23 protein-coding genes are annotated in these 24,776 nt (G+C 69.4%); 20 read left to right on the forward strand and 3 right to left on the reverse strand.

Features of this window, described 5'->3' with window-relative positions; genetic code table 11:
- Positions 1-37: 37 nt before the first annotated feature.
- The gene (locus AAFF41_RS33370; protein WP_343325103.1) at positions 38-1,507 is read right to left on the reverse strand and encodes a cytosine permease; all 1,470 of its coding nucleotides are present in this window, start codon (positions 1,505-1,507) and stop codon (positions 38-40) included.
- A 129-nt stretch (positions 1,508-1,636) separates the two neighbouring features.
- On the opposite strand from AAFF41_RS33370, the gene ftsY reads away from it, so the two are divergent.
- On the forward strand, positions 1,637-2,845 hold the full coding sequence (ftsY, locus tag AAFF41_RS33375) for a signal recognition particle-docking protein FtsY (RefSeq protein ID WP_343325104.1): 1,209 nt from the start codon (positions 1,637-1,639) through the stop codon (positions 2,843-2,845).
- A gap of 94 nt (positions 2,846-2,939) precedes the next feature.
- Here ftsY and AAFF41_RS33380 read toward each other — a convergent pair whose 3' ends face one another.
- On the reverse strand, positions 2,940-3,602 hold the full coding sequence (locus AAFF41_RS33380) for a bifunctional DNA primase/polymerase (RefSeq protein WP_319747200.1): 663 nt from the start codon (positions 3,600-3,602) through the stop codon (positions 2,940-2,942).
- A 458-nt stretch (positions 3,603-4,060) separates the two neighbouring features.
- Between AAFF41_RS33380 and nsdA the strand changes: the two genes are divergently transcribed.
- The 6 genes from nsdA to ftsH all read left to right on the forward strand — a co-directional run bounded on the left by nsdA (position 4,061) and on the right by ftsH (position 13,827).
- Positions 4,061-5,536, forward strand: a complete 1,476-nt coding sequence (gene nsdA / locus AAFF41_RS33385) for a transcriptional repressor NsdA (RefSeq protein ID WP_319747203.1) — start codon at positions 4,061-4,063, stop codon at positions 5,534-5,536.
- A 337-nt stretch (positions 5,537-5,873) separates the two neighbouring features.
- Positions 5,874-7,211 (forward strand): ammonium transporter, encoded by a 1,338-nt coding sequence (locus AAFF41_RS33390; RefSeq protein ID WP_319747206.1) that lies wholly within the window; start codon positions 5,874-5,876, stop codon positions 7,209-7,211.
- Positions 7,208-7,546, forward strand: coding sequence for a P-II family nitrogen regulator (locus tag AAFF41_RS33395; RefSeq protein WP_054235369.1), 339 nt, complete (start codon positions 7,208-7,210; stop codon positions 7,544-7,546). Before AAFF41_RS33390 ends, AAFF41_RS33395 begins: the two co-directional genes overlap by 4 nt.
- A gap of 27 nt (positions 7,547-7,573) precedes the next feature.
- Positions 7,574-10,024 (forward strand): [protein-PII] uridylyltransferase, encoded by a 2,451-nt coding sequence (locus AAFF41_RS33400; RefSeq protein ID WP_319747209.1) that lies wholly within the window; start codon positions 7,574-7,576, stop codon positions 10,022-10,024.
- A 161-nt stretch (positions 10,025-10,185) separates the two neighbouring features.
- Entirely contained in the window at positions 10,186-11,739 is a 1,554-nt protein-coding gene (gene ffh, locus AAFF41_RS33405; protein ID WP_054235367.1) for a signal recognition particle protein, read from the forward strand.
- Between the two features lie 150 nt (positions 11,740-11,889).
- The gene (gene ftsH / locus AAFF41_RS33410) at positions 11,890-13,827 is read left to right on the forward strand and encodes an ATP-dependent zinc metalloprotease FtsH (protein WP_343325105.1); all 1,938 of its coding nucleotides are present in this window, start codon (positions 11,890-11,892) and stop codon (positions 13,825-13,827) included.
- A gap of 169 nt (positions 13,828-13,996) precedes the next feature.
- On the opposite strand, the gene AAFF41_RS33415 is transcribed toward ftsH, so the two are convergent.
- Positions 13,997-14,824: a class I SAM-dependent methyltransferase gene (locus tag AAFF41_RS33415; protein ID WP_319747216.1), complete on the reverse strand. Its 828-nt coding sequence runs from the start codon at positions 14,822-14,824 to the stop codon at positions 13,997-13,999.
- 198 nt (positions 14,825-15,022) lie between these two features.
- Between AAFF41_RS33415 and proS the strand changes: the two genes are divergently transcribed.
- From proS to AAFF41_RS33480, 13 genes are all read left to right on the forward strand, one after another.
- Entirely contained in the window at positions 15,023-16,438 is a 1,416-nt protein-coding gene (gene proS, locus AAFF41_RS33420; protein WP_319747218.1) for a proline--tRNA ligase, read from the forward strand.
- Positions 16,439-16,689: 251 nt separating this feature from the next.
- Positions 16,690-17,286: a hypothetical protein gene (locus AAFF41_RS33425; RefSeq protein ID WP_054235363.1), complete on the forward strand. Its 597-nt coding sequence runs from the start codon at positions 16,690-16,692 to the stop codon at positions 17,284-17,286.
- Positions 17,287-17,594: 308 nt separating this feature from the next.
- Positions 17,595-18,023: a 30S ribosomal protein S16 gene (gene rpsP, locus AAFF41_RS33430; protein WP_319747219.1), complete on the forward strand. Its 429-nt coding sequence runs from the start codon at positions 17,595-17,597 to the stop codon at positions 18,021-18,023.
- Between the two features lie 2 nt (positions 18,024-18,025).
- On the forward strand, positions 18,026-18,265 hold the full coding sequence (locus AAFF41_RS33435; RefSeq protein ID WP_005479813.1) for an RNA-binding protein: 240 nt from the start codon (positions 18,026-18,028) through the stop codon (positions 18,263-18,265).
- Between the two features lie 108 nt (positions 18,266-18,373).
- Complete coding sequence (gene rimM / locus AAFF41_RS33440) at positions 18,374-18,961, forward strand: ribosome maturation factor RimM (RefSeq protein WP_319747222.1); 588 nt, start codon at positions 18,374-18,376, stop codon at positions 18,959-18,961.
- Entirely contained in the window at positions 18,961-19,782 is an 822-nt protein-coding gene (trmD, locus tag AAFF41_RS33445) for a tRNA (guanosine(37)-N1)-methyltransferase TrmD (protein ID WP_319747224.1), read from the forward strand. The genes rimM and trmD overlap by 1 nt, the downstream gene beginning before the upstream one ends.
- A gap of 131 nt (positions 19,783-19,913) precedes the next feature.
- Positions 19,914-20,264 (forward strand): 50S ribosomal protein L19, encoded by a 351-nt coding sequence (gene rplS, locus AAFF41_RS33450; protein WP_054235359.1) that lies wholly within the window; start codon positions 19,914-19,916, stop codon positions 20,262-20,264.
- Positions 20,265-20,309: 45 nt separating this feature from the next.
- Complete coding sequence (lepB, locus tag AAFF41_RS33455) at positions 20,310-21,026, forward strand: signal peptidase I (RefSeq protein WP_343325106.1); 717 nt, start codon at positions 20,310-20,312, stop codon at positions 21,024-21,026.
- Positions 21,019-22,101: a signal peptidase I gene (lepB, locus tag AAFF41_RS33460; protein ID WP_054235357.1), complete on the forward strand. Its 1,083-nt coding sequence runs from the start codon at positions 21,019-21,021 to the stop codon at positions 22,099-22,101. The genes lepB (AAFF41_RS33455) and lepB (AAFF41_RS33460) overlap by 8 nt, the downstream gene beginning before the upstream one ends.
- A complete protein-coding gene (gene lepB / locus AAFF41_RS33465) occupies positions 21,986-22,936 on the forward strand; it encodes a signal peptidase I (RefSeq protein ID WP_097286409.1) in 951 nt (316 codons plus the stop codon). The genes lepB (AAFF41_RS33460) and lepB (AAFF41_RS33465) overlap by 116 nt, the downstream gene beginning before the upstream one ends.
- Positions 22,937-23,016: 80 nt before the next feature.
- Positions 23,017-23,760: a signal peptidase I gene (gene lepB / locus AAFF41_RS33470; protein ID WP_319747229.1), complete on the forward strand. Its 744-nt coding sequence runs from the start codon at positions 23,017-23,019 to the stop codon at positions 23,758-23,760.
- Entirely contained in the window at positions 23,750-24,277 is a 528-nt protein-coding gene (locus tag AAFF41_RS33475) for an NUDIX hydrolase (RefSeq protein WP_319747231.1), read from the forward strand. Before lepB (AAFF41_RS33470) ends, AAFF41_RS33475 begins: the two co-directional genes overlap by 11 nt.
- Before the next feature lie 55 nt (positions 24,278-24,332).
- A complete protein-coding gene (locus AAFF41_RS33480; protein WP_003965949.1) occupies positions 24,333-24,641 on the forward strand; it encodes a DUF2469 domain-containing protein in 309 nt (102 codons plus the stop codon).
- The last annotated feature ends 135 nt before the right edge of the window (positions 24,642-24,776 follow it).

Consider the following 24,776-nt stretch of genomic DNA (forward strand, 5'->3'; position numbering starts at 1 on the left):
CCCTTCGGTGTGGAGGGGGACGGTAGCTGACGATACGTCAGACAGCCATAGTCGCGGGCCCTTTCGCGGGTTGCGTCACAGGCGCCACCGCGGGCTTCGGCAGCACCGCGTACAGCAGGAAGGAGACCGCGACGGTCGCCACCCAGCCGAGGCCGTACTCGCCGACGGGGTTGTTCGACGCCAGCGGACCGGTGAACCAGTCGGACGTGCTGAACAGCAGGCCCGAGCCGAGCCCGAGCGCCCACGCGGCGACCGCGGCCGGGCTGAAGCCGCCCCGGTACCAGTAGGCGCTGGTGCGCGTGGTGTCGAGCAGGGCCCCGGCGTCGTACGCCTCGCGGCGCAGCATGTCCGCGCCGAAGACGCCGACCCAGGCCGAGAACGCGACCGCGAGCAGCGACAGGAACGCGATGAACGAGCCCATGAAGGAGGTCGCCACCAGCATCAGGACGCCGCCGAGGACCAGTGAGATCACGGCGTTGACCGCGACCGCCCGGTGCCGCGACACCTTGATGCCGAGGGTCTGCGCGGTGAAGCCCGCCGAGTACATCGACATCGCGTTGATCAGCAGCATGCCGACCAGAGCGATGAGCAGGTAGGGCACCGCGATCCACAGCGGCAGGATCGTGCCGAGGAAGGAGACCGGGTCGGCGGCCGTGGCCAGGTCCGGCGTCGAGACCGCCATCACCGCTCCCATCAGGATCAGGGGGAGTACGACGACGCAGGCGCCGGCCACCGAATTGCGCACGATCGCCGCCGACGAGGCCGTACGCGGCAGATAACGCGTGAAGTCCGGCGCCGACGGCGCCCAGCTGATGCCGCCCGCCGCGATCAGTCCGACCCCTGTGATCATCAGGGCTGTCGGGCCGGCGGGCTGTCCGAAGACCCTGCCCCAGTCCGTGTCCGCGACCAGGTGCCCGAGGACGAGCACGGAGAAGCCGCCGAAGAGCCACGTCGCCCATGTGCTGCACGTCCGGACGGCACTGATGCCGAGGCCCGAGATCGCGAACGTCGCGACCACGAAGGCCAGCAGCGTCGCGACGATCAGGAACGTATTGCTCCTGATGCCGAAGAGCACGTTCAGGACGGTGAGCAGGGCGTAGGAGCCCGTCACCGCGTTGATCGTCTCCCAGCCCCAGCGGGCGATCCAGATCAGTGAACCCGGCAGGAGGTTTCCGCGCTGGCCGAAGACCGCGCGGGACAGCGTCAGGCCGGGAGCCCCGCCCCGCTTGCCCGCGATGCCGACCAGACCCACCAGGCCGTACGAGACGACCGGCGCCGCGAGGCCGACGGCCAGCGCCTGCCAGACATTGAGTCCGTAGGAGACGGCCAGGGCCGCGCCCATGGTCAGCAGCAGGACGGTGATGTTGGCGGCGATCCAGGTGGGAAGCAGTGCGCGGGTCTTCGCGTGTCGCTCGGCGTCGGGGACGGGCTCGATGCCCCGGGTTTCCAGAACATGGTGCGTGGATGTGCCGAGGGCGCCATCGGAGCGGTCGGCGGTGGTCCTCATGACAATTAAGCATACTTTGTGTGGTTTTTTACGCTTTCGCCAGGCGTGTTCTCGGAGGAAGCCACGGAATCCCTCCGATGACACGGAGAACCCCTCCCGGGAGGGGGATGACTGATACTGGGGAGCGTTATGGAAACCGTCATCCTTGCTGTAGTCATCGCCGTGGTCGTGATCGGCGCACTCGGCGGGCTCGTCATCGGCAGTCGCCGCAAGAAGCCGCTGCCCCCGGCGCCCCCCACCACGCCCGACATCACCGCCCCTCCCGCCGAGCCGCACATCGGCGACGAGGCCGAGATCCCGCACGACGAAGAGCGCCGGACGATAGAGGAGGTGGATCTCCCGGGCGGCTCGGCCGCGCCGGTCGTCGTCGAGGAACCCGAACCCGTTTTCGAAGCTCCCGCGATCGAGATCCCGGAGCCGACCGCGGGGCGCCTGGTGCGGCTGCGCGCCCGCCTCTCGCGCTCGCAGAACGCGCTCGGCAAGGGGCTGCTCACGCTCCTCTCGCGCGAGCACCTCGACGAGGACACCTGGGAGGAGATCGAGGACACGCTGCTGACCGCCGACGTCGGCGTGCAGCCCACCCAGGAGCTGGTCGAGCGGCTGCGCGAGCGCGTGAAGGTGCTCGGTACGCGGACGCCCGACGAGCTGCGCACCCTGCTGCGCGAGGAGCTGCTGCAGCTTCTCGTCCCCGAGTTCGACCGTACGGTCAAGACCGACTCGAACCTGGACACCCCGGGCATCGTGATGGTCGTCGGTGTCAACGGCACCGGCAAGACCACCACCACCGGCAAGCTCGCCCGCGTCCTCGTCGCCGACGGCAAGAACGTGGTGCTCGGCGCCGCCGACACCTTCCGTGCCGCCGCCGCCGACCAGCTGCAGACCTGGGGCGAGCGCGTAGGTGCCCGTACCGTGCGGGGCCCCGAGGGCGGCGACCCCGCCTCGATCGCCTTCGACGCGGTCAAGGAGGGCATCGAGGAGGGTGCCGACGTCGTCCTCATCGACACGGCCGGACGACTTCACACCAAGACCGGGCTCATGGACGAGCTCGGCAAGGTCAAGCGTGTCGTCGAGAAGCACGCCCCGCTCGACGAGGTGCTGCTGGTCCTCGACGCCACGACCGGCCAGAACGGTCTGGTGCAGGCCCGCGTCTTCGCCGAGGTCGTCGACATCACCGGCATCGTGCTGACCAAGCTCGACGGCACCGCGAAGGGCGGCATCGTGATCGCGGTCCAGCGGGAGCTGGGGGTGCCGGTCAAGCTGGTGGGTCTGGGCGAGGGCGCGGACGATCTGGCGCCGTTCGAGCCGGAGGCGTTCGTTGACGCCCTTATCGGAGAGTGACCCCCACCTCCCGAAGTTGGTAGGTGGTTCAGGAAGCGTCCGCCCCCGAGGTGCAGTTCGGGGGGCGGGCGCTTTGCTGTGTACGTCGGTGTCGTTACGCGCGCGACCGGTGCGCCACGTATGCCAGCGTCCCCAGCAGCAACCGTGCCTGCGGCGGCTTCGTCGCCGAGTCCAGGGCGGGGGAGCGCAGCCAGCGGACCGGACCGAGGCCGGCGCGGTCGGAGGGCGGGGCGGTGACGTACGTACCGGGGCCGAGGCCGTGCAGGTCGAGGGAGGCGTCGTCCCAGCCCATCCGGTAGAGCAGCTCGGGGAGCTCGGCCGCGGCGCCGGGGGCGACGAGGAAGTGGGCGCGGCCGTCCGGGGTCGCGGTGACCGGCCCGGTGGGCAGCCCCATCCGCTCGAGGCGGACGAGCGCGCGGCGCCCGGCGGCCTCGGCGACCTCGATGACGTCGAACGCGCGGCCGACCGGCAGCATCACCGCGGCCCCCGGGAACTCGCCCCAGGTCTCGGAGACCTCGTCGAGCGTGGCGCCCGCTTCGAGCACGGGCGCAAAGTCCAGCGGATGCGCCCCCGGCGTGGGGCAGCCGGCCTTGCCGCAGGAGCACGCGCCCGCGGCGGCCCGGGCGCCGGGGACCACGTCCCAGCCCCACAGCCCGGTGAACTCGGCCACCGCGGTGCACTCCGACGAGCGGCCGCGGCGGCGGGTGCCGGGCCGGCTTTCGCGCATTCCCCGACTGCTGCCGATCGTGAAGCCCATGCCCCCTCCAACGGGTCCAACGCGTCGACGGTTACGCCATGAACGCGGAACATCACTCAGTGTGTTCCCGTCCCCGGATGTCACGTGGTTGGCGACGTGGTCCCGGCGGCGCCCGGAAGCGTTTCGGGTGGTGTACCCGGCGGCGCGCGCCCCCGAATGCACCGTTCCGCCACTTCTGGCTGTCCTATGTCAAGTGAATCGCGTACAGGCGATCAGGAGTTCATTCGAAGGGGTGGCGAATGGTGGCGTTTCCGGGATCGCCATGGCTGGACGCGTGATCGTAGGATTACTTTGAGTGCACGAGTCCTGGGGACGTATGCAGTCGTGGGTATGCCGGAGGCAAGTCGGCTTCCCGTTCGAAGGGTGAGAACTGCCGGACGCGCGGCCGTATTTACCGGCATTCTGATAGGGCTTGGCGCACGCAGCGTACAAGTGGTCTCAGGGATGGGGGCGTTCCAGTGGGCGGCAACGGCGGAAGCGGTACGAACGCTGACAAGCGCCCGAATGAGCTGTTGGGCTCGTGGTTCGTGCGCAGTGGCTGGTCGAAGGGCGAGCTGGCGCGGCAAGTGAACCGAAGGGCCCGCCAGTTGGGGGCCCATCACATCTCCACGGACACCTCACGGGTGCGCCGCTGGCTGGACGGCGAGAATCCGCGCGAGCCGATTCCGCGCATCCTGTCCGAGCTGTTCTCCGAGCGGTTCGGCTGTGTGGTCGCCGTCGAGGACCTGGGTCTGCGCGCCGCCCACCAGTCACCGTCCGTGTCGGGTGTCGACCTGCCCTGGACCGGCCCGCAGACCGTGGCGCTGATCAGCGAGTACTCGCGCAGTGACCTGATGCTGGCGCGGCGTGGCTTCCTCGGCAGCTCGCTGGCCCTCGCCGCGGGCCCCGCCCTCATCGAGCCCATGCAGCGCTGGCTGGTGCCCTCGCCCGCCGCGCCCCAGGAGGAGCCCGAGTCCCCGGCCGCCGCGCGCCGCCCCGGCCGGCTCTCCCAGCCCGAGCTGGACCTCCTGGAGTCCACCACGGTGATGTTCCGCCAGTGGGACGCCCAGTGCGGCGGCGGTCTGCGCCGCAAGGCGGTCGTCGGCCAGCTGCACGAGGTGACCGACCTGCTCCAGGAGCCGCAGCCCGGGGCGACCAGCAAACGCCTGTTCAAGGTCGCCGCCGAGCTGGCCGAGCTGGCGGGCTGGATGAGCTACGACGTGGGGCTGCAGCCCACCGCGCAGAAATACTTCGTGCTCGCCCTGCACGCCGCCAAGGAGGCGGGCGACAAGCCGCTGGGCTCGTACATCCTCTCCAGCATGAGCCGCCAGATGATCCACCTCGGCCGGCCCGACGACGCGCTCGAACTCATCCATCTGGCGCAGTACGGAAGCCGTGACTGCGCGAGCCCGCGCACCCAGGCCATGCTGTATGCGATGGAGGCCCGCGCCTACGCGAACATGGGCCAGCCCGGAAAGTGCAAGCGGGCCGTCCGGATGGCCGAGGACAGCTTCGAGGACGTTCACGAGTGGGACGATCCGGACCCCGACTGGATCCGCTTCTTCTCGCTGGCCGAGCTGCACGGCGAGAACTCGCACTCCTACCGCGACCTGGCCTACGTCGCGGGCCGCAGCCCCACGTACGCCTCGCTCGCCGAGCCCCTGATGCAGCAGGCCGTCGACCTCTTCGCCAAGGACGGCGAGCACCAGCGTTCGTACGCACTCAATCTCATCGGCATGGCCACCGTGCACCTGCTGCGGCGCGAGCCCGAGCAGAGTGCGGTATTGGCCAAGGACGCGATGGCGATCGCCAAGAAGGTGCGCTCCGAGCGCGTCAACACTCGTATCCGAAAGACGGTCGACACGGCCGTCCGCGACTTCGGTGACCTCGCCGAGGTCGTGGACCTCACCGAGCAGCTCGCCGCCGACCTTCCCGAGACCGCGGAAGCGGTCTGAGCCCAGGCCGCGGAAGCGGTCCGATCCCAGTACCCCGGCCACGGCCGGTCGTCCCGAACCGCCCGACTCGGCTCCCCCATGCCAGGTCATCGGACGACCAGCCGTGGCCGGTTCGTTTGCCTTCTGGGAAGGTTGCGCCACGATAACGATCGCTCCGCCCGGTATCAGCCAGTTCATGGAGGCGTAACACACGAGGTGCCTTCGTCACTGCGGCGAAACATCGAGGGGCGTCGACGGAAACCGCGCTGCGTCAATCTCATGGCGCATAACCGGCCCACCCCTCATGACCGCTCAGGCTTCGCCCGCACGGGGCCGTACCAACGACGAGGAGACGCCGATGGCACCAGCCATCACGCTAGCCGCAGAAGCTCCCAAGCTCTCGGCCGCCAATACCGGGTTCATGCTCATCGCTTCCGCCCTGGTGCTGATCATGACCCCCGGCCTCGCCTTCTTCTACGGAGGCATGGTCCGTGTCAAGAGCACCCTGAACATGCTGATGATGAGCTTCATCAGCATGGGGATCATCACGATCCTGTGGGTGCTGTACGGCTTCTCGCTCGCCTTCGGCACGGACAAGGGTTCGTTCATCGGTTGGACCTCGAACTGGGTCGGCCTCAGCAACATCGGCCTCACGGAGCTGTGGCCGGGCTACACCATCCCGATCTTCGTCTTCATGGTCTTCCAGCTGATGTTCGCCATCATCACGCCCGCGCTGATAAGCGGTGCGCTGGCGGACCGGGTGAAGTTCACGGCGTGGTCGCTGTTCATCGCGCTGTGGGCCACGGTCGTCTACTTCCCGGTCGCGCACTGGGTCTGGGGCACCGGCGGCTGGGCGTTCGACCTCGGCGTGATCGACTTCGCCGGTGGTACGGCGGTCCACATCAACGCGGGTGCCGCGGCCCTGGGCGTGATCCTGGTCATCGGCAAGCGTGTCGGCTTCAAGAAGGACCCGATGCGTCCGCACAGCCTTCCGCTGGTGATGCTCGGCTCCGGTCTGCTGTGGTTCGGCTGGTTCGGATTCAACGCCGGTTCGTGGCTCGGCAACGACGACGGTGTCGGCGCGCTGATGTTCGTCAACACGCAGATCGCCACCGCGGCCGCCATGCTGGCCTGGCTCATCTACGAGAAGATCCGCCACGGCGCGTTCACCACGCTGGGCGCCGCCTCCGGCGCGGTCGCCGGTCTGGTCGCCATCACCCCGTCCGGTGGCGCGGTCTCCCCGCTCGGCGCGATCGCCGTCGGCGCCATCGCCGGTGTCGTGTGCGCCATGGCCGTCGGCCTCAAGTACAAGTTCGGGTACGACGACTCCCTCGACGTGGTCGGCGTGCACCTCGTCGGCGGTGTCATCGGCTCCCTGCTGATCGGCTTCTTCGCCAGCGGCAAGGGCCAGTCCACCGTCGAGGGCCTCTTCTACGGCGGCGGTCTCACCCAGTTCTGGAAGCAGTGCGCCGGTGTCTTCGCCGTCCTCGGCTACTCCCTGGTCGTCTCCGCGATCCTCGCCTTCATCATCGACAAGACGATGGGCATGCGGGTCACCGAGGACGAGGAGATCGCAGGCATCGACCAGGCCGAGCACGCCGAGACCGCATACGACTTCAGTGGAGCGGGCGGCGGCATCGTCGGCGGCTCGGTTTCCGCCCTCGCGGGTACGGAGAGCAAGAAGGTGGACGCATGAAGCTCATCACCGCCGTCGTGAAGCCCCACCGGCTCGACGAGATCAAGGAGGCCCTGCAGGCCTTCGGGGTGCACGGTCTCACGGTCACGGAGGCCAGCGGCTACGGTCGGCAGCGGGGACACACCGAGGTCTACCGTGGTGCCGAGTACACCGTCGACCTGGTCCCCAAGATCCGCATCGAGGTGCTGGCCGAGGACGACGACGCCGAACAGCTGATCGATGTCGTCGTGAAGGCGGCCCGCACCGGCAAGATCGGTGACGGCAAGGTGTGGTCCATCCCGGTCGAGACGGCCGTCCGGGTCCGGACCGGCGAGCGCGGCCCGGACGCGCTCTAAACAGAAGATCAGAACAGGAGCCACTGGGTGACGAGTACGGAGATGCGTACGGAAGCAGAGGACTCGGGACCCAGCGGCTATGCGGCGGCCCGGCTGCGCCTCCTCCAGGAGGGGGCGCAGTCCGGGCCGCCGCGCCGTGCCGCCCTCGCCGACCTCACGGACGAATGGCTGACGGGCCTGTTCGGCGCGGGTGCCGACGGACTGCGCGGCGTCTCGCTCGTCGCCGTCGGCGGCTACGGCCGCGGAGAACTCTCGCCACGCAGCGATCTCGACCTGCTGCTCCTGCACGACGGCGCCGACTCCGGCACGGTCGCCGCGCTCGCCGACCGCATCTGGTACCCCATCTGGGACCTGGGCCTGGCCCTCGACCACTCGGTGCGTACGCCCGGCGAGGCACGCAAGACCGCGGGCGGGGACCTCAAGGTGCAGCTCGGCCTGCTGGACGCCCGCCACATCGCGGGCGACCTCGGCCTCACCGCCGGATTGCGTACGGCCGTCCTCGCCGACTGGCGCAACCAGGCGCCGAAACGCCTCCCCGAACTCCAGGAGCTGTGCGCCGAGCGCGCCGAGCGTCAGGGCGAGCTGCAGTACCTCCTGGAACCGGACCTGAAGGAGGCTCGCGGCGGCCTGCGCGACGCCACCGCCCTGCGTGCCGTCGCCGCCTCCTGGCTCGCTGACGCGCCCCGTGAGGGCCTCGCGGACGCCCGTCGCAGGCTCCTGGACGTCCGCGACGCCCTCCACCTCACCACCGGCCGTGCCACCGACCGCCTCGCGCTCCAGGAGCAGGACCAGGTCGCCGCCGAACTCGGACTCCTGGACGCCGACACCCTGCTGCGCCAGGTGTACGAGGCCGCGCGCGTCGTGTCGTACGCCAGTGACGTCACCTGGCGCGAGGTGGGGCGCGTGCTCAAGTCGCGCGCTGTGCGGCCACGGCTGCGCGCCATGCTCGGCGGCGGTGCCAAGCCCGCCGTGGAGCGCTCACCGCTCGCCGAGGGTGTGGTCGAGATGGACGGCGAGGTGGTACTCGCCCGCGCCGCACGCCCCGAGCGCGACCCCGTACTCCCGCTGCGTGCCGCGGCCGCCGCCGCACAGGCCGGGCTTCCGCTCTCCCTGCACGCCGTACGGCGCATGGCCGCCGTCGCGCGCCCACTGCCCACGCCCTGGCCGGCCGAGGCCCGGGAACAGCTCGTCACGCTGCTCGGCTCGGGCCGCCCGACCATCGAGGTCTGGGAGGCACTGGAGGCCGAGGGCCTGATCACCCGGCTCCTGCCCGACTGGGAGCGGGTGCGCTGCCGCCCGCAGCGCAACGCCGTGCACATCTGGACCGTCGACCGCCACCTCATCGAGACGGCCGTCCGCGCCTCCGAGCTGGCCCGCCGTGTGGGCCGCCCCGACCTCCTCCTCGTCTCCGCCCTGCTGCACGACATCGGCAAGGGCTGGCCCGGCGACCACTCCGTGGCCGGCGAGATCATCGCCCGGGACGTGGCCGCCCGCATCGGCTTCGACCGCGCCGACGTGGCGGTGCTCGCCACCCTCGTACGCCATCACCTGCTGCTCATCGACACCGCGACCCGACGCGACCTGGAGGACCCGGCGACCGTCCGCTCGGTCGCCGAGGCCGTCGGATCGCAGAGCACCCTCGAACTGCTGCACGCCCTCACCGAGGCGGACGCGCTGGCCACCGGGCCCGCGGCCTGGTCCTCCTGGCGCGGATCCCTCGTCGCCGACCTGGTCAAACGGGTCGCCGCCGTGCTCGCCGGAGACGCCCCCGAGGAGCCCGAGGCCGCCGCGCCCACGGCCGAGCAGGAGCGGCTCGCCATCGAGGCGTTCCGCACCGGAGGCCCCGTACTGGCACTGCGCGCGCAGACCGAACCGCCCACCGAGGAGGAGCCCACCGGCGATCCCGAGCCCCTGGGCGTGGAACTGCTCATCGCCGTGCCCGACCAGCCCGGAGTGCTCCCCGCGGTCGCCGGTGTCCTCGCGATGCACCGCCTGACCGTGCGCACGGCCGAGCTGCGCGCCCTGGACCTGCCCGACGGCGTCGAGGGCTCGGTGCTGCTGCTCAACTGGCGGGTCGCCGCGGAGTACGGCTCCCTGCCGCAGGCCGCCCGACTGCGCGCCGACCTGGTGCGCTCCCTGGACGGCTCCCTGGACATCGCGGCCCGACTCGCCGAGCGCGACGCCGCCTATCCGCGCCGCCGGGGCACGATCGCGCCGCCGCCCCGGGTGACGGTCGCCTCCGCCGCCTCCCGCCACGCGACGGTCATCGAGGTCCGCGCCCACGACGCTCCCGGCCTGCTGCACCGCATCGGGCGGGCCCTGGAGGACGCGAGCGTATGGGTGCGTAGCATGCATGTCTCCACCCTCGGCGCCAACGCCGTGGACGCCTTCTACGTGACCGGCCCCAAGGGCGCGCCCCTGCCGGCGGAGGAGGCGGTTTCGGTGGCGCGTGGGCTGGAGGAGATGCTGCGGGGATGACCTCGTGGCAGATGCTGCGGGAGTGACCTCGCGGTCCTTTCTCCGTCCATCGACCGTGGTCCCTGTCGGGTATTCGCACCGGGCAGGGGACACCAACCCTTTTCGGGCAGATACCCTGGAGGGCAACCCAACCGCCCCCGACTCCGAGGACCGACGCCACCGTGTTCGATACCCTCTCAGACCGCCTGAGCGCGACTTTCAAAAACCTCCGCGGGAAAGGCCGGCTCTCCGAGGCGGACATCGACGCCACGGCCCGCGAGATCCGTATCGCGCTCCTCGAAGCCGATGTGGCCCTGCCGGTCGTGCGGACCTTCATCAAGAACGTCAAGGAGCGCGCCCTCGGCTCCGAGGTCTCCAAGGCGCTGAACCCGGCCCAGCAGGTCCTGAAGATCGTGAACGACGAGCTCGTCACGATCCTCGGTGGCGAGACCCGCCGCCTGCGGTTCGCCAAGAACCCGCCCACCGTGATCATGCTCGCGGGTCTTCAGGGTGCCGGTAAGACCACGCTCGCCGGAAAGCTCGGCAAGTGGCTCAAGGACCAGGGCCACTCCCCGCTGCTGGTCGCCGCCGACCTCCAGCGCCCGAACGCCGTGAACCAGCTGAGCGTCGTCGCCGAGCGCGCCGGTGTGGCCGTCTACGCCCCCGAGCCGGGCAACGGCGTCGGTGACCCGGTCAAGGTCGCCAAGGACTCCATGGAGTTCGCGAAGACCAAGGTCCACGACATCGTGATCGTGGACACCGCTGGCCGCCTCGGCATCGACCAGGAGATGATGAAGCAGGCCGCGGACATCCGCGACGTCGTCTCCCCGGACGAGATCCTCTTCGTCGTCGACGCGATGATCGGTCAGGACGCGGTCAACACCGCCGAGGCCTTCCGCGACGGCGTCGGCTTCGACGGCGTCGTCCTGTCGAAGCTCGACGGTGACGCCCGCGGTGGTGCCGCGCTCTCCATCGCCTCGGTCACCGGCAAGCCGATCATGTTCGCGTCGAACGGCGAGAAGCTCGACGACTTCGACGCCTTCCACCCGGACCGGATGGCCTCCCGCATCCTCGACATGGGTGACCTGCTCACCCTGATCGAGCAGGCGGAGAAGACGTTCAGCCAAGAAGAGGCCGAGAAGATGGCCTCCAAGCTGGCGTCCAAGAAGGGCCAGGACTTCACCCTGGACGACTTCCTGGCCCAGATGGAGCAGGTCAGGAAGATGGGCAGCATCAGCAAGCTGCTCGGCATGCTCCCGGGCATGGGCCAGATCAAGGACCAGATCAACAACCTCGACGAGCGCGACGTCGACCGCACGGCCGCCATCATCAAGTCGATGACGCCGGGCGAGCGCCAGGAGCCGACGATCATCAACGGCTCGCGCCGCGCCCGTATCGCCAAGGGCTCGGGTGTCGAGGTCAGCGCGGTCAAGAACCTGGTCGAGCGCTTCTTCGAGGCCCGCAAGATGATGTCCCGCATGGCCCAGGGCGGCGGCATGCCCGGAATGCCCGGAATCCCGGGCATGGGCGGCGGCCCCGGCCGGGCCAAGAAGAAGCAGAAGGTGGCCAAGGGCAAGCAGCGCTCCGGCAACCCGATGAAGCGCAAGCAGCAGGAGGAAGAGGCCGCGGCCCGCCGTGAGGCCGGTGCCCAGCCGGGCGGCGCCTTCGGCCTGCCGGCCGGCCAGCAGGCTCAGGACTTCGAGCTGCCGGACGAGTTCAAGAAGTTCATGGGCTGACGATTCGTTTCCGTACCGGGGCTTCCGTACGGCTTCCTCGGTACGGGGGTCGTTCTCGTACGTCACTGGGGGCACCCCTCGTCGGAGGGGTGCCCCCAGCGGCAGTTTTTTGCGCATGCTGGCGAGTATTTCGTGTCGTAACGTCCTCATATGAGTAACCCTGTGCCGCCGCGCAAGGACCCTGACCAGCCGTGGCGTACCGAGGGAACGCCAGCGGACTCGACCGGTCCGCCCTCCGGGAGAAGGAAGATGCCCGGGGGCTGGATCGGCCTCGTCGTCGCCGTCCTGGTCGTGTTCGTGATCGCCCTCCTGGTGCTGTCCTTCTTCAACGAGGGCACCGAGCCGACGATCTCGTACACGGAGTTCAGCAAGCAGGTCGACAACGACAACGTCACCAAGATCTACTCCAAGGGCGACGCGATCCAGGGCCAGCTCAAGACAGCCCAGGCCAATCCGGACGGCGGCGCGAAGTACACCAAGTTCAAGACCCAGCGCCCGTCCTTCGCGGACGACAAACTCTGGCAGAACCTGGAGAAACACCAGGTCACGGTGACCGCCTCACCAGTGGTCCAGCAGCGCAGCTTCCTCTCCAACCTGCTGATCTCCCTGGCCCCGATCGTGCTCCTGGTAGTGCTGTGGATGTTCTTCGCCCGGCGGCTGCGGACGGGCCTCGGAGGCCCGGGCGGCATGCTCGGCCGCAAGGCACCCCCGAAACCGGTCGAACTGCAGCCCGGCGCCCAGCGCACGACCTTCGCCGACGTGGCCGGAATCGACGAGGTCGAGGGCGAACTGAACGACATCGTCGACTTCCTCAAGAATCCGGACGAGTACCGCAAGATGGGTGCGAAGATGCCGCGCGGTGTGCTCCTCGCGGGTGCGCCCGGCACGGGAAAGACCCTTCTCGCGCGCGCCGTGGCGGGGGAGGCGGGCGTTCCGTTCTTCTCGGCCTCGGCATCGGAGTTCATCGAGATGATCGTGGGCGTGGGCGCGTCCCGGGTCCGGGAACTCTTCGCCGAGGCCCGAAAAGTGGCCCCTTCGATCATCTTCATCGACGAGATCGACACCATCGGGCGGTCCCGGGCCGGCGGCTCGGCGATGGGCGGGCACGACGAGCGCGAGCAGACCCTGAACCAGATCCTCACCGAGATGGACGGCTTCTCGGGCTTCGAGGGCGTCATCGTCATCGCGGCGACGAACCGTGCGGACATCCTGGACCCGGCGCTGACCCGCCCCGGCCGCTTCGACCGGATCGTCAACGTCGCGCCCCCCGACCGCCGTGGCCGTGAGGCGATCCTGCGGATCCACACCCGCGAGATCCCGCTGTCCCCGGAAGTGGACCTGGCCCAGGTGGCCCGCACGACGCCGGGCATGACGGGTGCGGATCTGGCCAACCTCGCCAACGAGGCGGCGCTGCTCGCCGTCAAGCGCAAGCAGGCCGAGGTGGCGCCGCCGGACCTCTCCGAGGCGCTGGAGAAGGTGCAGCTCGGTGCGGAGCGTTCCCTGGTGATGCCCTACGAGGAGCGCCGCCGGACCGCGTACCACGAGAGCGGCCACGCCCTTCTCGGCATGCTGCAGCCGGGTGCCGACCCGGTTCGCAAGATCACCATCGTCCCGCGCGGGCGCGCGCTGGGCGTCACGCTCTCGACACCGGACACCGACCGGTACTCGTACACCGAGGAGTACCTGCGCGGCCGGATCATCGGTGCCCTGGGGGGCATGGCCGCCGAACACGTCGTCTACGGAGTCGTCACGACCGGCTCCGAGAACGACCTCGAACAGGTCACCAACGTCGTTCGCGGCATGGTCGCCCGCTGGGGCATGAGCGAACGGGTCGGCCGCCTCTCCGCCCTCCCGAGCGACGCCCAGCAGGCCTACGGCCTCGCCGCCGCGCCGGCCACGCTCGACTCCATCGACCACGAGATGCGGCGCATCGTCGACGAGTGCTACGAGGAGGCGTGCCAGAAGCTCCGCGACCACCGGGACCAACTGAACGCCCTCGCGGAGGCCCTCCTCGCGAACGAGACGCTGGAGGAGGCACAGGCGTACCGGATCGCGGGCGTGACACGCGTGAAGAAGGAGGAGGTGTGAGACTCCGTCCCGAAACTGTTCGGCCGCGGGTGGGCGGGGGTTGCTCGCGCAGTTCCCCGGCACCCCTTCTTAGGGGCCCGGGGAACTGCGCAATCTTTTGGCGGGGTCCGGGGGCGGAGCCCCGAGGGATGGGACGGGCAGGGGCGGCGGGGGCGTGCATCCGACGACCTCAGCCCGTGCGCGCGATCAAGTACCTGAAGACGTTCGGCATCCACACCGTGCCGTCCCCGCGCTGATACGGATGCAGTGCCTCCGTCAGCTCCTTGCCGACCTGCACCACATCCGTCGCACCGACCGCCGCGTCGAACAGCCCGGTCGACAACAACCCCCGCACCGCGCTCTCCACGTCCGCGTACCCGAACGGACACGCCACCCGCCCGGACCCGTCCGGCCGGAGCCCGGCCCGCTGGGCCACCTCCTCCAGGTCGTCCCGGCGAGGAGCCTGCCCGCACCCCTCGCCCGGCAGCACCGCGGACGTGGCACACCGCTCCGGCGGCCCCCATCCGACCAGCACCACGGCCGCCCCCCGCTCGGCGAGCGGAGTCGCCGCCGACAGCAACTCCCCGAGTTCCTCGGCGTCCCCCGGCGCGCACCCGATCGGCTCGAACGCGGTCACCAGGGTGTACGCGGCCGCCGTCGGGTCGGCGAGGTCCGAGGGGGACCCCTCCACGATCCGGGCGTCGCCACGCGCGCGTGTGCCCCACCCGTCCGGCAGTAACCGTTCCCGCGCGAGCGCCACCCGTTCGGGCGAAGAGGAGTCGACGCCGGTCACCGCCGCTCCCCGGGAGGCCGCCATCAGAAGGGCCAGCCCCGTACCGCAGCGCAGGCCGAGGACCCGCGTCCCGGCGCCCACTTCGAGCCGCTCGTACACGGCTTCGTAGAGCGGCACCAGCATCCGCTCCTGGATCTCGGCCCAGTCACGCGCGCGTGCACACGGATCCACCCGGGGCGGCGCAGCCGCGTGAGGTAGGTGATGCCGCACGAGCGTAGGTGTCATCGAAAGCGCCCCAATCCGCCGAGAGTTGCCGCTGCGCCCCGTTTTCCTTGCCCCCGTGCAGTGCGCTCGCTCTTCCCCGTATGTCAGGTAACTCCGCACTCGTCGCGCCGTCCAGGGGTTGTGGCGCGCTGCTTGCGCGCTGTCCGCGCGCGGCACAAGAATTCACATGCCGGCAACGTGTGCCCGTACCATCGCGCCATGGCAAAGGCACCCGTTCTCACGCCCCAGGCGGACGACTTCCCGCGCTGGTACCAGGATCTGATCGCCAAGGCCGAACTGGCCGACAACGGACCGGTGCGCGGCTCCATGGTCATCCGACCGTACGGGTACGGGCTGTGGGAGCGGATGCAGGCGGAGATGGACGCCCGCATCAAGGAGACGGGTACCCAGAACGCGTACTTCCCGTTGCTGATCCCGCAGTCGTACTTCACCAAGGAGGCCGACCACGTCGAGGGCTTCGCACCGGAGCTCGCGGTGGTCACGCACGGCGGCGGCAAGGAGCTCGAGGAGCCCGCGGTCGTCCGACCCACCTCCGAGATGATCATCAACGACTACTTCTCGAAGTGGGTGCAGAGCTACCGCGACCTGCCGCTGCTGATCAACCAGTGGGCGAACGTGGTCCGTTGGGAGCTGCGGCCCCGCCTCTTCCTGCGTACGTCCGAGTTCCTCTGGCAGGAGGGCCACACCGCGCACGCCACGTACGAGGACGCCCGCGACTTCGCCGCGCACATCCACCGCCAGGTGTACGAGGACTTCATGCTGAACGTCCTCGGCATGGATGTCGTCCCCGGCCGCAAGACGGTCAAGGAGCGTTTCGCGGGCGCCATCAACACCCTCACGCTCGAAGGCATGATGGGCGACGGCAAGGCCCTTCAGATGGCCACCAGCCACGAGCTGGGCCAGAACTTCGCCAAGGTCTTCAACACCCGGTACCTGTCGAAGGAAGGCAAGCAGGAGCTGGTCTGGCAGACCTCCTGGGGCTCGACGACCCGCATGATCGGCGCCCTGGTGATGATGCACGGCGACGACAACGGACTGCGCGTCCCGCCGCGGCTCGCCCAGATCCAGGCCGTCGTCCTCGCGATCAAGGGCGACGAGGCGGTTCTGGCCAAGGTCCGCGAAATCGGTGACCGGTTGAAGGCGGCGGGTGTACGCGTCCACGTGGACGACCGCACCGACGTCCCGTTCGGGCGGCGCGCCGTCGACTGGGAACTCAAGGGCGTCCCCGTCCGTGTCGAGGTCGGTCCCCGTGACCTGGAGAACGGCACCGCGATGCTGGCCCGCCGTATCCCCGGCGGCAAGGAACCGGTCGCCATCGACGCTCTGGTGGAACTGCTCCCCACCGTCCTCGAAGAGGACCAGGCGCTGCTTCTGAAGCAGTCGCGTGAGCGCAGGGAGTCCCGCACCGCGGAGGTGTCGACGATCCGGGAGGCCGTCGAGACGGCCACCGCCGGCGGCTGGGCGCGCATTCCGTGGGCCGACCTCGGAGAAGAGGGCGAGGCCGAACTCGCCGAGCACTCCGTGACCGTACGGTGTCTGGTCGCCGAGGACGGGTCGGTGCCCGACACCGACGACGCACCCGGTAACGTCGCGGTCGTCGCGCGCGCTTACTGAGTAGGCCCGCAGGGAGGCCGAAACGCCTCTTGCGCATCTGATGACCACAGGGGCCCCGGCGCGCGGACACCCTCTACGCGCCGGGGCGTACGCGTTACTACGTACCGGCTTGGTGCGAGCTGTGAGGCTTCTCCGCAGATCAGCGCACCCGCCCTCGTCCGGACGCATCAGCGGCAACTGACGGGTACGTGCAAATTATTTGGGATGCCCCGGAATAGGAACACAGAGGCCCCCCGGCTCGTTGTCATTACGTGAGCACGACACCACCTGTTCTCGCCGCAGAGCTGGCAGGGGCGTGGGCCGACATTCAGCGGCACCACCCCGAACTGCCCGATCTTGCCGCGCCAGAGTCCCTGATCGGAGAGTCGTCGTCCGCCTGCGGGCACGAACTCTCCTTCGAACGACTGCTGCATGAGGCAGTCCATGGCATCGCCGCCGCCCGCGGAGTCCGCGACACTTCGCGCGCCGGCCGGTACCACAACCGCAGATTCCTCGCCATCGCCGAAGAGCTGGGCCTCGACCACCCGGAGGAGCCGCACCCCAGCAGTGGCTTCTCCCTGGTCACGCTCAACCCCGAGGCGAAGCGGCGCTACCGCCCGACGATCGAGCGGCTGCAACGCGCCCTCAAGGCACACACCGCCGCGACCGCCGCGGACACGGCCCGCTCGTTCCGGGGCCCAGCTGCCCGGCACGGCTCCTCCGGGGGAGGCGTCCGCGTCAAGGCGGTGTGCGACTGCGGCCGCAACGTACGGGTGGTCCCATCCGTGCTGGCGCAGGCGCCGATCGTGTGCGGAGGATGCGGGAAGCCGTTCCGCATTCCCGAGGTCGTGGGCGCCGCGGCGAGCTGAGCGGACGGCTGCTCGTGGCAGCCGTACTCAGTCGGAGTCAGCCCCGCGCGGCGGCACCCGGTCCGAGCCGGGTGCGCTGCCGACCTCGGCGGTGACCCCCGGTGCCGGGCATCCGGCGCCGGGGGTCACCGCACGCTGCCCCGTGAAGGCGACCCGCCAGGGTGTGGCACAATGGCTAGCTGTACTCGACAGCCGCACAGGACCCCTCTCTCCTCCGGCTGACGCGTCCATCGGGCACTCGGGTACCGCAACCCCACGCGGCCATCTCGCCGTGCCCAACCACGTCAAGACCAGGAGACACCACTTCCGTGGCAGTCAAGATCAAGCTGAAGCGTCTGGGCAAGATCCGTTCGCCTCACTACCGCATCGTCGTCGCCGACTCCCGTACCCGCCGTGATGGTCGGGCCATCGAGGAGATCGGTCTGTACCACCCGGTGCAGAACCCCTCGCGCATCGAGGTCGACTCGGACCGCGCGCAGTACTGGCTGGGTGTCGGCGCGCAGCCGACCGAGCCCGTGCTCGCCATCCTGAAGCTGACCGGCGACTGGCAGAAGTTCAAGGGCGAGCCCGCCCCTGCTCCGCTGCTCGTGGCCGAGCCGAAGGCGACGCGCCCGTCGTTCGACGCCCTGGGCGGCGACGACGCGGGCAAGGGTGAGGCCATCACCCAGAAGAAGAAGGCTGAGAAGAAGGACGAGGCCCCGGCCGCGTCTTCTTCGTCTGAGTCGACCGAGGCCTGAGCATGCTCGAGGAGGCTCTCGAGCACCTCGTGAAGGGCATTGTCGACAACCCCGACGATGTGCAGGTCGCCTCGCGCGACCTGCGCCGTGGGCGCGTTCTCGAGGTCCGGGTGCACCCCGACGACCTCGGTAAGGTGATCGGCCGCAACGGCCGTACCGCCCGCGCTCTGCGGACCGTCGTGGGTGCCATCGGCGGCCGAGGTGTCCGCGTCGATCTCGTCGACGTGGACCACGTCCGCTGACGTAACAGGCAGCACCGGCTCGGGCCGGGGAGGGCTTTCGAGCCGTCCCCGGCCCGTAGTCGTCCCCGAACCCCATGCCGTAGGTACATCGACAGGAGATCAAGCACAGTGCAGCTGGTAGTCGCTCGCGTCGGCCGCGCCCACGGCATCAAGGGCGAGGTCACGGTGGAGGTCCGTACGGACGAGCCGGAACTCAGGCTCGGGCCCGGCGCCGTCCTGCTCACCGATCCGGCCTCCGCCGGACCGCTGACCATCGAGACCGGCCGCGTGCACAGCGGCCGTCTGCTGCTGCGCTTCGCAGGCGTACGCGACCGGAACGCCGCCGAGGCGCTGCGCAACACCCTCCTGATCGCCGAGGTGGACCCGGACCAGCAGCCCGAGGACCCGGACGAGTACTACGACCACCAGCTGATGGACCTGGACGTGGTCACCAAGGACGGGACGGAGGTCGGACGGATCACGGAGATCTCCCATCTGCCCTCGCAGGACCTGTTCATCGTCGAGCGGCCCGACGGGACCGAGGTCTTGATCCCCTTCGTCGAGGAGATCGTCACCGAGATCGACCTGGAGGAGCAGCGGGCCGTCATCGACCCGCCGCCGGGCCTGATCGACGACCAGGCGGAAATCGTCTCCTCCAGGGACACGGAAAACGCCTCCGCCAAGGACGACGAGGACTCCTCGGGAGCCGACGCCTGATGCGGCTCGACGTCGTCACGATCTTCCCCGAGTACCTGGAACCCCTCAACGTCTCGCTCGTCGGCAAGGCACGCGCGCGCGGGCAGCTGAAGGTGCACGTGCACGACCTTCGGGACTGGACGTACGACCGCCACAACACGGTCGACGACACCCCGTACGGCGGCGGCCCCGGCATGGTCATGAAGACCGGGCCCTGGGGCGACGCCCTGGACTCCGTCCTGGCCGACGGCTACGAGACCGGCTCCCACGGGCCCGTCCTGGTCGTGCCCACGCCGAGCGGACGCCCCTTCACCCAGGAACTCGCCGTCGAGCTCTCCGAGCGCCCCTGGCTGGTCTTCACGCCCGCCCGCTACGAGGGCATCGACCGCAGGGTCATCGACGAATACGCGACCCGGATGCCCGTCTACGAGGTGTCCATCGGCGACTACGTACTCGCCGGCGGAGAGGCGGCCGTACTCGTCGTCACGGAGGCCGTGGCGCGGCTGCTGCCGGGTGTTCTCGGCAACGCCGAGTCCCACCGTGACGACTCGTTCGCCCCCGGCGCCATGGCCAACCTCCTGGAGGGGCCCGTCTACACCAAGCCCCCGGAGTGGCGCGGCCGCGAGATCCCCGACGTGCTGGTCAGCGGTCACCACGGGAAGATCGCCCGCTGGCGCCGCGACGAGGCCCTGCGCCGTACGGCGGCGAACCGGCCCGACCTCATCGAGCGCTGCGACCCTTCCGTCTTCGACAAGAAGGACCGCGAAATGCTCTCGATCCTGGGCTGGCAGCCGGAACCCGACGGTCGATTTTGGCGCAGACCAGAGGCCGTGGAAGAATAGGCCGCTGTTGTCTGCGTAGACCGGGCGCCCCTGCCACAGGGGGACACGACGCCCGTCCCGACGCGGCGGCACCCTCTTGGAAAACTAGCTCCCGTTGATGACCTGTGGCATCAGCGAAGAAAGCAGACGAAATGTCTCACCTGCTCGACTCCGTCGACAGCGCGTCGCTGCGCAGCGACATCCCGGCCTTCCGCCCGGGTGACACCGTCAACGTCCACGTCCGCGTCATCGAGGGCAACCGCTCCCGTGTGCAGCAGTTCAAGGGCGTAGTCATCCGCCGCCAGGGCGCCGGTGTCCGCGAGACCTTCACGGTCCGCAAGGTCTCCTTCTCGGTCGGCGTCGAGCGTACCTTCCCGGTGCACACCCCGATCGTCGAGAAGATCGAGCTCGTCACCCGTGGTGACGTGCGTCGCGCGAAGCTGTACTACCTGCGTGACCTGCGCGGCAAGGCCGCGAAGATCAAGGAGAAGCGCGACAACTGAGCTCGCGAAGGGGTTCACATGGACGCCGGATAACATCTGGCTCCGATGGACACCGAAGCACAGCACACGGAGCGCGACCGCTCCTCCCGCCCCACCGACTCCGAGGACATCTCGGACGACGAGGGGCCGGAGGGACGGTCGCGTTTCGCGTTGGTGGACCGGGCCGCCGACTGGCTCCCAGGTGGGCGGATCACTCTGACCGTGCTGGTCTGCCTGCTGTTCCTGGTGCTGTTCAGCAACTTCGTGATGCAGCCGTTCGAGATTCCCAGCAGCTCGATGGAGCGCGGATTGAGGATCGGAGACCGCGTTCTCGTAAACAAGTTGGCGTACCGTTTTGGTGCTGAGCCGCGGCGCGGCGATGTCGTCGTGTTCGACGGCACCGGGTATTTCGGGAACGCCGACTACGTCAAACGCGTCGTCGGTGTGGGGGGAGACCACGTGGTCTGCTGCGACAAGGAGGGGAGGCTCGAGGTGAACGGCCGGTCGGTCGACGAGTCGACGTTTCTGTACCCGGGGGACAGCCCGTCCGACGTCTCCTTCGACGTCGTGGTGCCCACCGGCAGCCTGTTCCTCCTCGGAGACCACCGCAGCGACTCGAGCGACTCCCGCGACCACCTGGGGTCTCCTGGCGGCGGCATGGTCCCCGTCGGTGATGTGATCGGCAGGGCCGACTGGATCGCCTGGCCCGCGGGCCACTGGACCCGGCTGCAGCGTGCCGCCGCCTACGCGCGTGTGCCCACCGCGGACGGCGTCCATGGGTAACCGCGGCAGGCCACGTGGGGTCTCCGACCACGCCGCCGACAACCTGCTGCCCACCGGCACCCGGCGCGCCGCCGGCGGCGCCGTACGACCCGGCCGTGCCGAACGCCGCAAGCTCCAGCGCAAGGTCAAGCGGCGCCGACGGCGCTCCGCCATCAAGGAGATACCCCTCCTCGTGGGCGTCGCGGTGCTCATAGCCCTGGTCCTCAAGACCTTCCTCGTCCAGGCCTTCGTGATCCCGTCGGGTTCCATGGAGAACACGATCCAGATCGGCGACCGTGTGCTCGTCGACAAGTTCACGCCATGGTTCGGCTCCAAGCCCCAGCGTGGCGACGTCGTCGTCTTCAAGGACCCCGGCAACTGGCTGGCAGGGGAGAAGACCACCAAGAAGAACGACCCCGTCGTCGTCAAGCAGGTCAAAGAGGGCCTGACGGCCATCGGTCTGCTGCCCTCCGACAACGACAAGGACCTCATCAAGCGGGTCGTCGCGGTCGGCGGCGACACCGTGAAGTGCTGCGACACCCAAGGGCGCGTGACCGTCAACGGCATGCCGCTCAACGAGCCGTACATCCAGGCAGGGAACAAGCCGTCGGACTTCCCCTTCGAGGAGACGGTGCCCAAGGGCCGTCTCTGGGTGATGGGCGACCACCGAGCCAACTCGGCCGACTCCCGCTACCACCGCACCGAGAAATACGGCGGTACCGTCTCCGAGAGTTCGGTCGTCGGCAGAGCCATGGTCATCGCCTGGCCCTTCGGGCACTGGACCCGTCTGAAGGAACCGGACACGTTCGCGTCCGTACCGAGCGGGTCGGCAACCGCCCTCGGCCCGTCGCATAGGGTGGCGTCCGCGGATCTCAATCGATTGATCCCGCTCCCGAGCCCTGCGGAACTCCCGCTCGTTATGGGAGTGGTGGGCCTGCGCCGGATCCGGCGCAGGCGGCGGCACGGAGTGAGGAGTGGATGTGGGGGATTTGGCGGTCGGCGCACGATCCGGACACGATGGCCCCGAGGAGCAGCCGGAGCGACCCGACGGATCGGCCACCCCGGCCACGACCGACGTCACGGGCTCCGGGAGTGACTCGGGGGACGGCGGCGGCAGTACGAAGGAGCAGGGCGAGCAGGAGCCGAAGCCCAAGAAGCCACGTTCCTTCTGGAAGGAACTCCCGCTCCTCATCGGTATCGCGCTCGTTCTCGCGCTGCTGATCAAGACCTTCCTGGTCCAGGCGTTCTCGATTCCCTCGGACTCGATGCAGAACACCCTCCAGCAGGGCGACCGGGTCCTGGTCGACAAGCTCACCCCGTGGTTCGGTTCGGAGCCCTCGCGCGGCGAGGTCGTCGTCTTCCACGACCCCGACAACTGGCTGGCGGGCGAGCCCACGCCCAACCCGAACGCCGTGCAGACGTTCCTCAGCAAGATCGGCCTGATGCCGTCCGCCAACGAGAAGGACCTCATCAAGCGGGTCATCGGCGTCGCCGGTGACACGATCGAGTGCAAGGGCACCGGCCCGGTGACGGTCAACGGCAAGGCACTGAACGAGGACTCGTACGTCTACGCCGGGAACACCCCGTGCAGCGTCGACGACCAGGGCGGCCAGTTCAAGGTGACGGTACCCAAGGGCAAAATCTGGGTCATGGGTGACCACCGGCAGAACTCGCTGGACTCGCGCTATCACCAGCAGGACGACCACCAGGGCTTCGTGCCGGTGGGCAATGTCGTCGGCCGCGCCATCGTGATCGCCTGGCCGCCCACCCGCTGGGACACGCTGCCGATTCCCGACACCTTCGACCAGAACCTCAGCGCGGCCGCTCCGGGTGCGCTCGGGCTGGCCGGCGCGGTGCCGCTGGTGCTGTGGCGCAGGCGTCGCCTTACCGCCGGAAACCCGAGGGTTTCTGGTCGGGGTACCGCCGGGTAGGGTGCCGTCCCAGATCGCCGATCTTCCGCGGCCCGCAGGTGGGGCCGTGGGATCGATTCTCCGAGTTGGGGAGCACTGGGATGAGCAGGACGTCAGGTCGTACGGACGAGGGCCGCGGGCGGCTCGGCAGTGTGCTGTCGGGGTTGGCCGTGGCCCTCGGCTGTGTGCTCTTCCTCGGCGGCTTCGCCTGGGGTGCGATCGAATACCAGCCGTACACCGTGCCGACCGAGTCGATGGTGCCGACCATCAAGGCGGGCGATCGCATTCTGGCCCAGCGGATCGACGGCGGTGACGTCAAGCGTGGCGATGTCATCGTCTTCAAGCAGAAGAGCTGGGGCGACATGCTCCTCGTCAAGCGGGTCGTCGCGGTCGGTGGTGACACGGTCGCGTGCTGCACGAACGGCAAGCTGACCGTCAACGGCAAGCAGATCGACGAGCCGTATCTCGCCAAGGGCCAGGCGGCGGAGTCGACCCAGATCCCGACCGTCGAGGTGCCCAAGGGCCGGCTCTTCCTGCTCGGCGACGAGCGCAGCGGCTCACTGGACTCCACGGCCCACCTCACCGAGGCCTTCAACGGCACCGTCGCGCGCAGCGCGGTGAAGGGCCGGGTGGACGCCATCGCCTGGCCCATGGACGGCATGCTGGCGCGCCCCACGGGCTTCGAGACGCTGGGCGGGATCTCGTCGCCCGGGCCGCTGCGGCTGGTCCTGACCGCCATCGTGGTCGGCGCGGTGCTGGTGCTGGGCGGAGCGGCGTACGGGCCGATCGCCACGCGACTGAGGCGGCGCGGCCGGACGCGTACGGAGCTCGCCGGTGCCGCCTGAGGCGTCGTACGGGGGTCCGCTCGAGGACTCCGCCGGCGGGCCCCGGAAGGTGGCCAGGATCGTGCTGCTCGACGAGCAGGACCGCATTCTGCTGCTGCACGGTCACGAGCCGGACGATCCGGCGGACGACTGGTGGTTCACACCCGGCGGAGGCCTCGAGGGCGACGAGACGCGGGAGCAGGCCGCGCTGCGGGAACTCGTGGAGGAGACCGGCATCACCGAGGTCGAGCTGGGCCCGGTGCTGTGGCGGCGGAGCTGTTCGTTCCCCTTCGCGGGGCGGCGCTGGGACCAGGACGAGTGGTACTTCCTGGCCCGTACGAGCCAGAAGGGAACCGTCGCCGCCGGGCTGACGGAGCTGGAACGGCGCAGTGTCGCCGGAGCACGCTGGTGGACGTGCCGGGAACTGACCGAGGCACATGAGACGGTGTATCCGACCAGACTCGCCGGGCTGCTGCGCAGGCTGCTCGACGAGGGTCCTCCGGCCAGGCCCGAGATCCTCGACACCGAAATCGTCTAGAGGCTCGCGGGGCTGGCGCACAATAGGGGGACGCACGGCTGAAGGGGAACATGCCATGAGCGCCGAGGACCTCGAGAAGTACGAGACCGAGATGGAGCTGAAGCTCTATCGGGAGTACCGCGATGTCGTCGGTCTGTTCAAATATGTGATCGAGACCGAACGGCGCTTTTACCTCACCAACGACTACGAGATGCAGGTGCACTCGGTCCAGGGCGAGGTGTTCTTTGAGGTGTCCATGGCGGATGCCTGGGTGTGGGACATGTACCGACCTGCTCGTTTCGTGAAGCAGGTGCGTGTCCTTACGTTCAAGGACGTGAATATCGAGGAGCTGAACAAGAGCGATCTGGAACTGCCGGGCGGTTGATGACGGGCGGTTGACGGCGGGCGGCCGGTCGGGCGACCGATAGCGGGCCAGGAACCCTCGTGTGGGTGAGGGAGCTGTCCACAGTCGGCCGTTTGTCCACCAAGATCCAATAGCCGGTCGAAGTGGCCTCAGTGT

Origin of the sequence: Streptomyces mirabilis (assembly GCF_039503195.1) — a bacterium.
Classification (GTDB): domain Bacteria; phylum Actinomycetota; class Actinomycetes; order Streptomycetales; family Streptomycetaceae; genus Streptomyces; species Streptomyces mirabilis_D.